The 13,974-nt window shown below is 51.4% G+C and carries 11 protein-coding genes; 3 read left to right on the forward strand and 8 right to left on the reverse strand.

Going from position 1 to position 13,974, the window contains the following annotated elements:
* A partial coding sequence (locus HHO50_RS20630) for an IS110 family transposase (protein WP_181309042.1) occupies positions 1-912 on the forward strand: 912 nt, incomplete at its 5' end.
* A gap of 101 nt (positions 913-1,013) precedes the next feature.
* On the opposite strand, the gene HHO50_RS20635 is transcribed toward HHO50_RS20630, so the two are convergent.
* The 8 genes from HHO50_RS20635 to HHO50_RS20670 form a co-directional block, all read right to left on the reverse strand.
* Positions 1,014-1,931, reverse strand: a complete 918-nt coding sequence (locus HHO50_RS20635) for a hypothetical protein (protein ID WP_181309043.1) — start codon at positions 1,929-1,931, stop codon at positions 1,014-1,016.
* A 268-nt stretch (positions 1,932-2,199) separates the two neighbouring features.
* Positions 2,200-3,393 carry an MFS transporter gene (locus HHO50_RS20640; RefSeq protein ID WP_219921618.1) on the reverse strand — a complete coding sequence of 398 codons (1,194 nt, stop codon included), beginning with the start codon at positions 3,391-3,393 and terminating at the stop codon, positions 2,200-2,202.
* 417 nt (positions 3,394-3,810) lie between these two features.
* Positions 3,811-4,404 carry a hypothetical protein gene (locus HHO50_RS20645; protein WP_181309044.1) on the reverse strand — a complete coding sequence of 198 codons (594 nt, stop codon included), beginning with the start codon at positions 4,402-4,404 and terminating at the stop codon, positions 3,811-3,813.
* Entirely contained in the window at positions 4,395-4,898 is a 504-nt protein-coding gene (locus HHO50_RS20650) for an RNA polymerase sigma factor (protein ID WP_181309045.1), read from the reverse strand. The genes HHO50_RS20645 and HHO50_RS20650 overlap by 10 nt, the downstream gene beginning before the upstream one ends.
* A gap of 187 nt (positions 4,899-5,085) precedes the next feature.
* A complete protein-coding gene (locus HHO50_RS20655) occupies positions 5,086-8,043 on the reverse strand; it encodes a M16 family metallopeptidase (protein ID WP_370457666.1) in 2,958 nt (985 codons plus the stop codon).
* A 627-nt stretch (positions 8,044-8,670) separates the two neighbouring features.
* Complete coding sequence (locus HHO50_RS20660; RefSeq protein ID WP_181309046.1) at positions 8,671-9,201, reverse strand: hypothetical protein; 531 nt, start codon at positions 9,199-9,201, stop codon at positions 8,671-8,673.
* A 66-nt stretch (positions 9,202-9,267) separates the two neighbouring features.
* A complete protein-coding gene (locus HHO50_RS20665) occupies positions 9,268-11,226 on the reverse strand; it encodes a DNA polymerase III subunit gamma/tau (protein WP_181309047.1) in 1,959 nt (652 codons plus the stop codon).
* A 171-nt stretch (positions 11,227-11,397) separates the two neighbouring features.
* On the reverse strand, positions 11,398-11,802 hold the full coding sequence (locus HHO50_RS20670) for a hypothetical protein (protein ID WP_181309048.1): 405 nt from the start codon (positions 11,800-11,802) through the stop codon (positions 11,398-11,400).
* A gap of 279 nt (positions 11,803-12,081) precedes the next feature.
* Here HHO50_RS20670 and HHO50_RS20675 point away from each other — a divergent pair, with 279 nt between their 5' ends.
* Both HHO50_RS20675 and HHO50_RS20680 read left to right on the forward strand, forming a co-directional pair.
* On the forward strand, positions 12,082-12,822 hold the full coding sequence (locus HHO50_RS20675; RefSeq protein WP_181309049.1) for a nucleotidyltransferase: 741 nt from the start codon (positions 12,082-12,084) through the stop codon (positions 12,820-12,822).
* 72 nt (positions 12,823-12,894) lie between these two features.
* The gene (locus HHO50_RS20680; protein ID WP_181309050.1) at positions 12,895-13,722 is read left to right on the forward strand and encodes a metallophosphoesterase; all 828 of its coding nucleotides are present in this window, start codon (positions 12,895-12,897) and stop codon (positions 13,720-13,722) included.
* Positions 13,723-13,974 lie beyond the last annotated feature (252 nt).

Genomic DNA, 13,974 nt, shown 5'->3' on the forward strand with positions numbered 1-13,974 from the left:
CATAAGACCAACAACAACCCCTCAGGCTTCAGACGCATGAAAGCATGGCTCAAGCAGCATGGTTGTGAGGCAGGGCCCGAAACGCTTGCCTGTATGGAGCACACGGGCCTATACACCCGCCAGTTAGTCCACTACCTACTTGCAAGGGAGATACGGGTTTGGCTGGAGAGCGCGCTGCAGATTAAGAGGAGCATCGGCATGGTGCGGGGCAAGGATGACAAGGTAGACGCGCAGAGGATAGCCCGCTATGCCTTTCTCCACCAGCACGAGGCCAGGTGCCTAAGCCTGTCGGGCGTGACACTGGAGCGGCTGAAAGACTTGCAGGCAAACAGGGGCAGACTGCTCAAAGCCCTGCAGGGCATCAAGGTTACAGTAAAGGAACTACTGGCGGTGGACCCTGTCTCTGGCAAGACGCTGGAGCAGGTGAACAAAAAAGCCATACAGGGGCTGGAAAAGAGCATGGAGCAGGTGGAGGAGAAGATGCAGGAGTTCATCGCCAAAGACGGTGCCCTGAAGTGTAAGTATGACCTGCTGACCTCAGTGAAGGGCGTGGGCAAGGTGCTGGCCGTCTCGCTACTGGTCTACACCCAGGGCTTCACGAAAATGGATGACGCAAGAAAGCTGGCCTGCTATTGCGGAGTGGCTCCTTTTGAGTATCGCAGCGGCACCAGCGTGATGGGCAAAACAGGTGTATCTAAATTTGCAAATAAGCAGCTCAAACACATCCTGCACATGGCGGCGATGAACAGCGTCCGCTACAATGAGGAGATGAAGGCGTATTTTGACAGGAAAGTCTCGGAAGGAAAGAGCAAGATGAGCGTCCTGAACGCGGTAAGAAACAAGCTGCTCCACCAGATCGTGGCTGTCGTCAAAAGAGGGACCCCTTATGAGATTAAATTGGATAAAATTTAGCGCATAACGCTTGTTTTACTCATAGATTTCGGTTAGTATAAAAAACGTGCGAGGCCGTCGGCCGAAGCATGATTTTTATACAATGTTAGCAGTTGACGTTTTTATAAATCAAGTTCATCTGAATCATCTATATCCACTTGGAGATGAACCAATACTTTTTTAGGCACACAATAATTACAAGGTTTGAACTGTATTTGTTCTAAAATACTGCTGCTAAAATCTAATTTTGGATTAAGTTTGATAATCCAGTAATCAACTAAATAATCAATTATTGGTTTTTTTATTTGAGTATAGAATTCAATTAGTACTTCCTTTACCTCATTATCTGTGTAACCAGTTATGTTGTTAAGGATTGGCTCATTACGATATTTTTTACTTGTTACAAGATAGGTTTTTTTAGAAAAATTATGTTCTACGAGTATTTTTCTATTTTTTATTGAACTTTGGTAAAATCTACTTGCTTGTACTAGTAAATCATCAATAAAATTTTCTATTTCTGATTGGGTTAAGTTTGTTATACCCTGGACACCAGAACCACCTAGTTCAACGACTTTTGGCGGATTCTGTAGACTGAATCTTCCTTGTAATCTTATTATAAATTCTTTTTGATTGTTATGAAATAAGGCTTGAATTTCAGTTTGTTTAAACCATAGTCTAAATTCCTCAACCCTTCTTGTGTCTATTTCTCCATTTGCTTTAAATTTAATCTCAACAGGAATTTCAAAATCTTTAAAGGTTGAAAGTAATCCTTTGCAGTCTCTGTCCGCATGGTATTTGGCAAAGTGGGATTCTTCATTTACAAAGCTATAAGTATCGTCAATAAATCCATTACCAACAAATTGGTAAAATTCATTTTCGGAATTTACTAAAAACTGCTTGACTGATAAAATCTTTTTTTGTTCAATGAGATTAAAAAAGTATATCTTCTTTTTATAAATTTCATCTTTCAGGTGTTCTTCATTTAGAGCTACCTTTTGAGTAATTCTAATAAAGTTAGATTTAGTAATAAAATGTTTCATAGTTTTGTTTTTATTTTCGTTTACTGCTAACTAGTGTATAAACGTACCACCTACGCTTATCAGACTTCTACCTGTAGCTTAACTTACTGTTTACAAGCCAATATAAGGAGATAAACGTAACTGAACTACCGAATATACCAGATATTAGAACTTCATGATAGACACGCATTCCGTTTTCGGCGTCTTTTACCCAAAACAGGCCTAAAACGAAGAAGGAGCAACCTTTAGGCTGCTCCTTCTTCGTTTTGGAATGATACTACCTAAACTTCTACGCTACCGCTACATTTCTAGCCCGCTGTCTGTGCGAGACTACCAGCAGCAGGCAAAACAGAACCCCGGTGAACGCCAGCGCCGCGCCTACATACAACGGAGAAATGAACCCGAAACCGGCGGCAATGGGTAGTCCGCCCAGGAAAGCGCCCAGGGCGTTGCCCATGTTAGAGGTGGCTTGCAGCAGCGAAGAGGCTAGCATCTCGGCGCCTTTGGCCTGTTGCACAATCAGCATTTGCATGGGGGCAATGACGCCAAACCCGATGGCCCCGGTGAGAAACGTCATGAGCACGGCGGTGGGCTGCATTTGCACCATCACCACGGTGAGCAACAAAGCGCCTACCATGCACAGCAGCAACCAAGTGGTGGTGGTCAAAGGCGAGAACCTGTCGGCGAGGCGACCCCCAATGAAATTGCCCACGGCCATCCCGAAGCCCGCCACTACCATGATAATGGTCATGACGTTGGGGCTGAACCCGGCCACTTCGGTCATCAGCGGCGCGATGTAACTAATCCAGGCGAACATGCCGCCGGTGCCAATGGCCGAAATCCCGATGATGAACCACAGTTCTTTGTGCTTGAAGATATTGAGGCTTTTCAGGAAACTGGTTTCTGATTCAGATTTCACCGAGGGCATCCAAACCTTCACGGCCAGAGCGGCCAGCAAGGCCACTGCCGCAATCAGTACAAAAGAATAGCGCCAGCTGTAGTTGTGCCCAATGAAAGTGCCCAGCGGCACCCCAATAATGTTGGCGACGGTTAACCCGGCAAACATCACCGAGACGGCCCGGGCTTCCCGGCCCGGCTCGGCTAATTTACTGGCGACCACCGCGCCAATACCGAAGAAAGCCCCGTGCGGCAGCCCGGCCAGAAAGCGGGTAGCCAGCAGCAAGGGATAATTTCCGGCCAGGGCAAACAAGCCGTTGAAGATGCCCACCATCAGCATTAAGCCAATCAACACCTTACGGGGTGGGAGGTTGGAGGTAAGGCCCACCATCAAGGGCGCGCCAATCACCACGCCCAAAGCGTAAATAGAGATAAGGTGGCCCGCTTCGGGAATGGAGATTTGCAGCGATTTTGATAAATCAGGCAGAATCCCCATCATCAGGAATTCGGTCATGCCTATGCTGAAACCACCAAGTAATAGGGAAATCAGGCTTAATTTTATGGGGGAGGTGTTGGTACTTTTCATGTGAACGTAGGCTGGATAATCAGAAGAAAGGTTTCTCCGCCTGCCCGTTCAGGGTGGCAGTAGAAGCACCGAATGTTGGTTTTTTAAAGGGAGGTAAACCTACGGGTGGCAAGTGCCCTCTGGTTGTGGTATGGGACCTATACCATCGTCTTAAAGCAGCACCGTAGAATTTGAATTAGCTGTAACGTTCTGGTGAACTAGAGGTTTCCTTGAAAAAGACAAGTAGGTATAAACCCCAACTATGGGATGGTAAATACGGGGGCACGCTTTTAGCTTGTTTTTGCAAAAACAGCCCCAAAGCAAGGGAGGAGCAACCCACGGCTGCTCCTCCCTTGCTTTGGGGCCGGATGGAAACTGTCACGCTTTTTTAAAACAATCTTCCGCCCGTTTACAGGCTTTTTTTGCAAAACTGCATGATTAGTTGTTCATGTCAGAGAGCGTGTTTTCCATGGCATTCAACGCCTTGTTGTAAGACTTCAGCACCCAATAGGCAAAGGCCAAGACCACCAGAACGAAAAGCGGGAAAATACCCGTCCAGAAATCCGGAACTTGGGTCAAGTCCTTCCCCTGTATGGCCGCCAGCACCGGCAGGCAAAGCAGCATGAGCAACAGCCCGAAGCAAACATTAAGCTTCTGCAACTTCTGAAACATCATCTTTTGCCTGACAAAGTGGTTGATGGTCTCTAAATGCGTGGCAGAGGAGAGGGGCACCCGTTGCATGGCGCGTACCGAGGCAAGCGAGAGAATAGGCAGTCCCAAAAGCAACGCCACCGAAAGCCGAGCCATCACTTGCAGGTAGGTTGCCTCTATTTGGGTGAGGTGCACGCTTACGTAAGCCGCCCCGGCATAGCAAACCAGGGTGCCCGCAAACTCGGCGTACCGTATTTTGTTTAGCTTAGAATGGTAGCGGTGCTGGGTCACTTTCGCCAGAAGTTTGTTTGAAAGTACGTCTTGTTTCTCTGCCCGTTGGCTTAAGCTGTTCCAGGCGTTTTGCATTTCTTCTAGTTCCATACGGCTTGTTTTTTGGTGATTTGGGTTCTTAGTTTTTCTTTGATTCTGGAGATTCTGGTGCCAACGTTGCTGGCGGTGATTCCTATAATAGCAGCGATTTCTTCATAACTTTTGCCTTCCAGGTACAGCAGGATGATGCCTCTCTCCAGTAAGTTCAGCTGCTGGATTTGCGCATACAGCAACTGTATCCGTTCTTCCTCCGTTCTGTCATGCTCCTCAGAAAACCGGTCGGCCTCTAGATCAAGCGGAATGGTGTCAACTCTTCTTTTGGACTGCTTGAGGTGGTAAATGGCCGTGTTCAGGGCCACCCGGTACAGCCAGGTACTCAGTTTTGACTGCTGGTTGAAAGAGCCAAAGGATTTCCAAAGCTGGTAGACGATTTCCTGATACAGGTCATTTCTGTCTTGGATGGTATTGGTGTACAGCGCCGCGACTTTAAAAATCAGCCCTTTGTTCTCCTTTATGACTTGGGTAAACTGGTCTTTTCTATTCATTTAAAATCAAACTTCAGCCTATTAGTGCAGGAAGTGCCAGAAAAATCACATCAGCCTGTAATTTATTTTGCCTAAGGCTCCTTCTTTGTTTTGGGGCTGTTTTCAGAAAAACAGCCCCAAAACAAAGAAGGAGCGCCCACCGGCCGCTCCTTCCTAACCCTAATAACTAAAAACAGACAACTAGCCGCTAGTACCCAAACAGCTCCTTCAAGGTCAACTGCTTCACAGTGCCGTATTTGGCCAGTTCCTTGAAGTTGAGCCGGTCTTTGGAGCCGATGACCAGAATGGTCTGGTTCTGCCCTTTCACGAACTGCTGCTGGAACGCTTTGATCTGATCCAGGGTCAGGGCATCCAGGCTTTCGTAGATGTCGCGGCGGAGGTCGTGGTCAATGCCCAGTTTGCGGGCCTGCTCGTAGTTCATGAGAATGCCCACTTTGTTGATGCGCTCCGTGGCAATGCTGTTGCGCACCGAGGCCTTGGCGTTGGCGAAGTTGGCCTCGGCCAGCGGCATCTCGTTGAGGAGTTCCTGCATGCCCGCCATGGCCTCGGGCAGTTTATCTGACTGCGTGCCGATGTACGACAGGATGTAGTTGGCGCGGTCTTTCTGGCTGGCGTTGGCAAAGCGGGAACTGGCCGAGTACGCCAGGGCGCGGGACTCGCGGAGTTCCTGAAACACGATGGCCCCCATGCCGCCGTCAAAATACTCGTTGTACAGCCTGATGGTGGGCACCAGTTTGGGGTCATAGTTCAGAGACTTGGTCAAAAACAGCAACTCGGCCTGCACCATGTCATAGTTCGTCCAGTACACCTTACGGTCTTTGATGTCCAGTTCCTTGAAAGCATTCTCGGCCGGAACTGGTTTCAAGGCAGCCGGTACAATGTGGCCGGTGTTCAAAGTAGCAGTAATCGCCTGCAACTCACGCGGGCCGTAGTAGAGCACCCGGTGCTGATAGGTTGGGATGCTCTTGATGCGGGACACCAACTCGGCGGGTTTTACTTTCTTCAGTTCCTGCTCGCTTAGAATATGCGTGAACGGGTTTTTGGGGCCGTACTTGGCGTAATTCACCATGGCCACACTGTGGATGATGCTCTTGTTCAGTTTGGCGTCTTTGCGGTCTTTCAAGATACCGGCCACTAAGTCATCCAAGGCTTGCTGGTCGGCTTTGGGGTTCTGCAAAAGGCTTTCAAACAACTGCAAACCTTGCTCCAGGTTCGCGTCTAACCCGGTGAGGGAAACGTACACCTGGTCTTGGCCCGAGGAAACGCCAAACGAGCAGCCAATCTTGAAAAACTCTTTCTGCAGTTCCTCAGCGGTATATTTGTCCGTGCCCAGGTACTGTAGGTAATCCACGGCCAGGCCTAGTTTCAGGTCATTGTTGGTGCCCATGTCCAGGATGTAGAACAGGTTGAACAAGCCGTTTTCCTGGTTTCTGGTGTAATACACCGGAATATTGCTTTTTAGCTGGCCCTGCTGAATGTCTTTCTGGTAGTCCACAAACTGCGGCTGCAAGGCAGATACGGGGCGGCTGGCCACCTGTTGGTAGAAGGCAGACTGCGCCTCACGGTTGGCCGGCACCGGCGTAATGCTGGGTTTCTCTACTTTCTGGGCCGTTGGGTCTGGGCCGGTGCGTTTGTAGATCACGGCGTAGTTGTTGCCGTAATACCGGTTGGCCACCTCCATCACGTCCTGCTTGGTAATCTTCTCGAAAGCGTCTTCCTGTTGCAGGTACTCGGCCCAGTCCTGGCGGGCAATGAAGGCATCCACAAACGCGGTGGCGCGGGCGGCGTTGCTCTCATACGCCTGCATCTTACTGATCTTGTTCTTGTTCACGATGGCCGGAATCAGCCAATCTTCAAACTGCCCTTTCTTCACCAACTCAATCTGCTGCAGCAACAGGTTTTTCACCTGATCTAGGGTTTGTCCCTGGCGCGGGTTCCCGGTCAGGAAGTGGGCGGAGTAATCGTTGTAGACCTCGGCGAAAGAACCGGCCCCCAGCGCCGCTTGCTTCTGGTTGATGTTCAAATCAATCAAGCCCGCCTGACCGTTAGTCAAGATCTGGTTGATCATGCGCAGCACCAAGGCATCTTTGGAGGTACTGCCCGGAAAACGGTACGCCATCAGCAGCATCTCAGACTCGGGGCCAAGAATCTCCTTTACAATGGGGGCCGTAATAGGCTTTTCCTGCGGAGCATTGTACACCGGCTCAGCTTTCTTCTGCCACCGGCCGAAGTGCTCGTTGATGGTTCTGATGGTCTGGTCAAAGTCCAGATCGCCGCTCATGGCAATGGCCATGTTGTTGGGCACGTAGTATTGATCAAAATACTTCTTGATCTCGGTGATAGACGGGTTTTTCAGATGCTCTACCGTGCCTATGGTGGTTTGGGCGCCGTACTGGTGGGTAGGGAACAGGGCCGCGAAAGCCGCTTCAAAGGCTTTGTTGTTGTCAGAGTCAAGCGAGCGGTTTTTCTCTTCGTAGACTGCCTCCAGTTCGGTGTGAAACAATCTGGGAATCATGACGCCCAGGCGTTCGGCCTCCAGCATGGCCCACTTGTCCAGCTGGTTGCGGGGAATGTCGCCGTAGTAGATGGTCTGTTCCACCCAGGTGCTGGCGTTGGAGTTCTTCATGCCCATGGCGGCCACCAGCTTGTCATACTCATTGGGCACGGCATACTTGGCGGCCACCCCCGAGATAGAGTCAATCTGGTGGTACGTTTTCTTGCGCAGCGCCGGGTCTTTTTGGGTGCGGTACAGTTCATACAGCGCCTCAATCTTGGCCAGTTCTACTTTCTCCTTTTCCCAATCAATGGTGCCCAGCCGCGTGGAGCCCTTGAACGCCATGTGCTCCAGGTAGTGCGCCAAACCCGTGGCATCAGCGGGGTCATTCTTGCTGCCCGCGCGTACCGCGATGTACGTCTGAATGCGCGGTGCATTCTCGTACTTGGTCAGGTACACGGTGAGGCCGTTGTCCAGGGTATAGATGCGGGCTTTCAGCGGATCATTAGGAACGGTGGTATAGGTGAATTCCTTTGTCTCAGCCGTGGTGGCCGGAACTTGGGCGGAAGAAGTTTGGGGAGGGGTGCTGGTTTTGCACTGGGCAAACAGCAGGGCCCCTACCATATACAGGGATAAAAATCTTTTCTTCACGAGGCAGTGGATTAGAGGTCAGATACTGATCAAATATAAGAAATGCAATAGAGTATTTCTTGCTTATTCTAACGGTTTTGGCGGGGTGGAAAGTGTGATGGAAGGAGACGGGTTTCCCTGTCGTTTTAGGGTTGTTTTAAGGCAAAGAGCCTTAAAATAGGATTGTGCCTGCAGTTTATTATTGCGGGCGTGGTTACTGCGGTACCCTTATCATGGTTCTTGTTTTGTTCAAGCTGGCGTGGTGGCTGATTGATGCGGGGGCCTTATGCTTGGTTGTTCCATCGTTTCCCTCCGTGCGCTCACGGCCGCGAGGCCCCGTCCTCCCTTCTCGCACTGCCCTTTCGGCCTGAGAAGTCCTTTGCTCTTAGCATTTGCTTATCTAGGGCCAAAAGCGAGGCGCTCGAAGTGAAGACTGGAAATGGGGAAAGTAGTGGAAGTAGGAAAATATACTGGCGGAGCTTAACCTCTCTTTAATGATAAGTACATATTCCACTTCAGCCTTCTAAAGCAGATACTCCCCCTTTGAAGGGGGCGAAGGGAAATGTTTACACCAGCAGATCACGCGTAGAGCTGAGATTTCGTTTTCAGGCTGTTTTCAGGAAAATAGCCTGAAAACAGGTTTCCTTTTTACCCGCGGGAAACAGGGGAGGAGGTTCTGTCTTCTGCCGGAATGCCTAATTTCCCAGACAAAAGCCGCAGTGTTTTCAGGGCGTCTTGTTGGTTGTCGGTGCGGAGTTCGTAGTCGGCTTCATCTGAATGGGAGAACAAACCAATGGTGTACCACATGACCAGAGGGGCGGGTTTATGGTCATGGGAATGGCCGTGGTCATCAGACGGTCTGAGGTTGGAGGTGAGTACCACTTTTTGGAAGGCCGGTAGGGGTGCCCATTTCCCGGTTTTCAGACCGAACATGCTCAGGTATTCGCGTAGGCGACGGTTCTGGAAATCGAGCTGGAAACCGTGGAAGGTGAATTTGAAGAGGATGCCCAGCAACAAGAGCAAAGCCCCCACGGCTAGCATCTGCACTTTTGCCGAGGCGGGGCCGTACCACCACGGGCTGCTTCCTAGCACCAAACTGGCTAGTAACAGCGCATACCCCAAGTAGCTGAGAGGGCCGAAGAATGAATCGGTTTTACGGTCAAACAAGTGCTGGCTCATGGAAGGGGCTGAAAGTAGAAACCTGGGGGACGTTGAAAAAGCCCCACAGGCTTAAGAGTGGTTGGGTTAAAAATCGGTGTCCAGGCCCAGGCGGGTTTTCAGGTCTTTCAGGGCGGGGTACAGGTCGGCCAGGTAATTGTACTTGTCCTGGGAGGTGTAGAGCTTGCGGCCGCTTTCCTGCTGCACCACATCAATCTGCACTTGCAGGCGGTTGTGGCCCAGACCCTGGCGCAGGAACATCAGGAATTCGGGTTTGAAGCTGTTGAATTCGGCTACCTGCACCTCGTTTTCCACCTGTAGATGCACCTCGGCTTTCTCGGCGTCAAAGTACCACTCGCGGTTCAGGATGGTGTATTCCAGGGTGCGGTCGGTGTGTTTGACGCGGTCTGTGTAGAGTTTCCAGAGCTGCTGCAGTTTGTGCTCATTGATGGCGGGCAGCGAGCCGGGCACGTAGCTTTCGGTTTCCTCTTCCAGCACTTCCACCATCGGCGCCGCCGAAGCCGCCACCTGCTCCTCTATGTTCTTGAGGCTGGGTAATTTGGATGTTTTCCGGCTGGCCAACGGCGAGGAAACCGGGCGCAAAGGCGCTGCCGGGGCCATTACCGCAGGCGTGGGGCTTGGCACAGTAGCCGAGGGAACCAAGGACGGTGCATCGGCCGGATAGGTGTCAAACATGGGGTCTTCGCCCGCATCCATGTCGGCCGGGGCCGTGTTGTGGTGCGTTTCGGGGCTGTTTTTCTCAACGGAGGCCAAAACCGGCGGTGCTGGCGCCGAAGTAGGAATAGGCATTTTCGGCGTAGCCGAAGGAGCCACAGAGGAAGTGCCCAGAGCTGGAGTCGAACCACTGGAGCCGGACGCGGCTACGCCGGAACTTCCATTAGTTTTTTTTTTGACGTCTCCGGTGAGAGAGACATCTGCGGCCAACTGCAAGGCGTGCGGCAAGTGCGCCAGCTTCATGAGCAGCAGTTCCACGTGCAACCGCTGGTTTTTAGCGGCTTTGAAGTTCTGGTCACAGCTGCCCACCAGGTTCAAACCTGATAACAGGAAACTCAGCGAGGCTTCCTGCGCCTGCTGGGCGTATTGGGCCTTGATGTTTTCTGAGACTTGCAGCAGCTGAACCGTCACGGTGTCTTTGCACACCAGCAGACTTCTAAGGTGCTCGCCAATGCCCAACACGAAGTTGTGCGAATCAAAGCCGTTTTTCAGGATTTCGTCATAAAGTAGCAAGGCACCGCTCAGGTTCTGGGTGAGCAGATATTCCGTGAGGCGGAAGTAATAATCATAGTCCAGGATGTGCAGGTTCTGCACGGTGGCCTTGTAGGTGAGGTGGTGGCCCGAGAAGGTGACCATCTGGTCAAAGATAGACAAGGCATCGCGCAAGGCACCGTCGGCTTTCTGCGAGATCAGGTGCAGCGCATCGTCATCGGCCTGGATTTCCTCTTTTTGGGCGATGCGGCCCAGGTGCTGCACCATGTCCTCAATCCGGATGCGGTTGAAGTCAAAAATCTGGCAGCGCGAGAGAATGGTGGGGATAATCTTGTGGCGCTCCGTGGTAGCCAGAATGAAAATGGCGTAAGCCGGCGGCTCCTCCAGGGTCTTCAGAAATGCGTTGAACGCCGAGTTGGAGAGCATGTGTACCTCATCTATGATGTAGATTTTGTACTTGCCCGTCTGTGGCGCATACCGAACCTGCTCCACCAGATTTCTAATGTCTTCTACCGAGTTGTTGGACGCGGCATCCAGCTCGTGCACGTTGAAGGAGCTGTTGTTGTTGAAGCTCTTGCAGCTGTCGCACAAGTCGCAGGCCTCTACCTCTGGCGTAATGTTCTGGCAGTTGATGGTCTTGGCCAGAATGCGCGCACAGGTGGTCTTGCCCACGCCCCTCGGGCCGCAAAACAGAAACGCCTGCGCCAGGTGGTTGCTGCTGATTGCGTTCTTTAAGGTAGTGGTAATGTGGTGCTGCCCCACCACACTGTCAAAGGTGGTAGGACGGTATTTACGGGCCGATACAACAAAATTCTCCATCGCTCTACAAAGTTAATCGATTCTGATTCGAATCCGCAACGGAAAGGATGGGGTGATTAAAGGTTCTTGAATTTGTGCAATGTAGGGGCAATCCCTTGTGGTTGCCCTTTACGGTGCTCAACGCAAAAGGGCAACCACAAGGGATTGCCCCTACATTTCAGATATTGATATTTACCTGAACGGCCGCTTCACCAAACTCACCTGCCCCATGGCGTCTTTCTCGTACTTGGCCAGGCAATGTGGCTGAAATTGCGGGTCAAAGTTCTGCTCGCCGGGCGAGACAGCGGCTGGGGCGGGTTGGCCTTGCCGGAAGAAGTAGACCTTGGTGGTGCCGTATTTGGTGTGGGGCATGTAGTCGCCGTACTGTTGCATCTGTTCCCAGAGGCTGTCTGAGACGGTGACGGCGTAAATGCGCTGAATAGGGCCGGTGTTGTTCTCGTTGCGGTAGAAGGCCACTTCGGTGAAGCCGCCGGTTAAATCCTGGACGCCGGGCTGGGTGAAGGCATCTTTGATAAACCAGGCCATTAGCACGGCAAAAACCGCTATCAGAATATATTTCACTTTCTTGCCAGACATCACGTTTCCTTTCTTTGGTTACGGGCAAACTTACGCAGGCTGATCCACATAGCAAGCGAAAACCGCTGAACTTGTTTAGGGGCTTCTTTTCAGAAAACGGCTTAAAAATAGCTTTTCTGAAGAAAGAAGCGCCCTCTGCGGGTTACAGGATAACATTTTTTGAAGGATTCAGTAAATGCTATACCTGCCAGCCCGTAGCAAGGGCGGCAGACAAAGGCGCAGCTAACATTGGCCTTGAGCAGGCAAACATCTTTCTACTTTTCAGCACTGGAGAATATTATGGAATTGGACGATATGGCCCCTCATGTGGCCAAAGAATTTTACCCACAGGCGTTGCGCATGCTGCACGAAAGCGGTTTGCCTTTTTTAATGGGCGGTGGTTTCGCGCTCAGGCAGTACACCGGCATGCAACGCGACATGAAAGACATGGACGTGTTCTGCAAGGCCGGCGATTGCCCGCGGTTGCTCAAGATCTTTTCTGACGAAGGTTTTAAAACGGAGTTGGTGGACGCCCGCTGGTTGGCCAAAGCCTTCAAAGATGGCAAGTATGTGGACTTTATCTTCAACAACCCCGGCAACAACACGCCCGTGAACGACGGCTGGTTCCGGAAGGCCCCCGAAGGCACCGAGTTCGGCGTGCCCGTGAAATACATTTCGGCCGAGGATCTGTTCCGCTGCAAAATCTACGTGCAGAACCGCGAGCGCTACGATGGCTCAGACCTGAACCACCTTATTCTTCGGCACGGCCATTTGCTGGACTGGGAGCGCATTCTGCAGACCCTGGAGCAACACTGGCAACTGGTACTGGCGCAACTGCTGTCGTTTCAGTTTGTGTACCCATCAGAACGCGATATTATTCCGCGCTGGTTGTTTGACGAGTTGCTGCTGCGCGCCAAAGAGCAGTTTGACATGCCGCCGCCTACCGAGAGGGTGTGCCGCGGTTTGCTCATTGACCAAACCCAGTACGCCCCCGCCGTGACCGAGTGGGGTTTCAAAGCCATGACCATCATGACCATCTAGTGATTGGTTGTCAGTTCTTACCCTGGAACTATGATTTAAAACGACCAGCCATCAACAACCAACAATTTAAAAATGGAGCAACAGCCACAACCACACGTTACGCCGCAACCCGTTCAGCCCTTACAGCCCACCGCGCCGCAATCTGCTGATTTGCCAGCGCTGCCTGCCCAGGTAAAGCCAGTGCGCATTGCCGCCGTGGGTGATATTCACGTACGCGAGACGGACAAAGGCAAGTGGGTTGATTTCTTCAAAGCGGCCTCTGACCAGGCCGATGTCCTGCTGCTCTGCGGCGACCTCACCGACCACGGCTACGCCAAAGAGGCGGAAGTCCTGGCCGAGGAGATGCGGGCCTGCACCATTCCGGTGGTTTGCGTGCTAGGGAACCATGACCATGACAAAGACGAGCACGAACAGATCAGGTCTTGCCTTCTGCGCGACAATGTGCACTTTCTGGACGGTGATGCCGTAGTCATTAAAAATGTAGGCTTTGCGGGCGTGAAGGGTTTTGGCGGTGGTTTTGACAAATACATGCTGTCTATGTTTGGCGAGGTGAGCAACAAAGCCTTTGTGCAGGAAGCCGTAGACGAAGCCCTAAAGCTGGAGGCCGGTCTTTCCCGCCTGGATACCGAGCACCCAGAGGTGAAGAAGATAGCCCTTTTGCATTATGCCCCCATCAAAGCCACGGTAGAAGGAGAACCCGAGGCCATCCATCCGTTCCTGGGTTGTTCCCGCCTGGCAGAGCCTTTGAACCGGCAAAACGTACTTGCCTGTTTTCACGGTCACGCGCACATAGGTACCTTAGAAGGAGAGACCTCCAAGGGGGTGAAAGTATTCAACGTCGCCAAACCCATCCTCCAGAAAGCCGGCTTTGCCATGCCGTTCTTTCTGTTTGATGTGTAAACCGATTAACCACGCCCTTTGGGCACCCCTCTTTACATAAGGATAAGGAGAGAATTTTTTGTTTATAGACGCTGTACTTCCTGTTCAAAAACTATTAGTGTCTTTGCAGAAGCTACCATAAGGGCAATCCCTTGTGGTAGGGCAACCACAAGGGATTGCCCTACCACAACCGAAATCTATGAGTAAAACAAGTGCTTTGCTCTAAATATTGTTCAATCTCACCTCATACGGTGTCCCTCTTTTGATAACGGC

This window comes from Rufibacter sp. XAAS-G3-1 (assembly GCF_013623775.1).
Lineage (GTDB): Bacteria > Bacteroidota > Bacteroidia > Cytophagales > Hymenobacteraceae > Nibribacter.

Coding starts and splice junctions, on each gene's coding strand:
- HHO50_RS20635 (WP_181309043.1), bottom strand. CDS start 1,931: ATGAAACATTTTATTACTAAATCTAACTTTATTAGAATTACTCAAAAG.
- HHO50_RS20640 (WP_219921618.1), bottom strand. CDS start 3,393: ATGAAAAGTACCAACACCTCCCCCATAAAATTAAGCCTGATTTCCCTA.
- HHO50_RS20645 (WP_181309044.1), bottom strand. CDS start 4,404: ATGGAACTAGAAGAAATGCAAAACGCCTGGAACAGCTTAAGCCAACGG.
- HHO50_RS20650 (WP_181309045.1), bottom strand. CDS start 4,898: ATGAATAGAAAAGACCAGTTTACCCAAGTCATAAAGGAGAACAAAGGG.
- HHO50_RS20660 (WP_181309046.1), bottom strand. CDS start 9,201: ATGAGCCAGCACTTGTTTGACCGTAAAACCGATTCATTCTTCGGCCCT.
- HHO50_RS20665 (WP_181309047.1), bottom strand. CDS start 11,226: ATGGAGAATTTTGTTGTATCGGCCCGTAAATACCGTCCTACCACCTTT.
- HHO50_RS20670 (WP_181309048.1), bottom strand. CDS start 11,802: ATGTCTGGCAAGAAAGTGAAATATATTCTGATAGCGGTTTTTGCCGTG.
- HHO50_RS20675 (WP_181309049.1), top strand. CDS start 12,082: ATGGAATTGGACGATATGGCCCCTCATGTGGCCAAAGAATTTTACCCA.
- HHO50_RS20680 (WP_181309050.1), top strand. CDS start 12,895: ATGGAGCAACAGCCACAACCACACGTTACGCCGCAACCCGTTCAGCCC.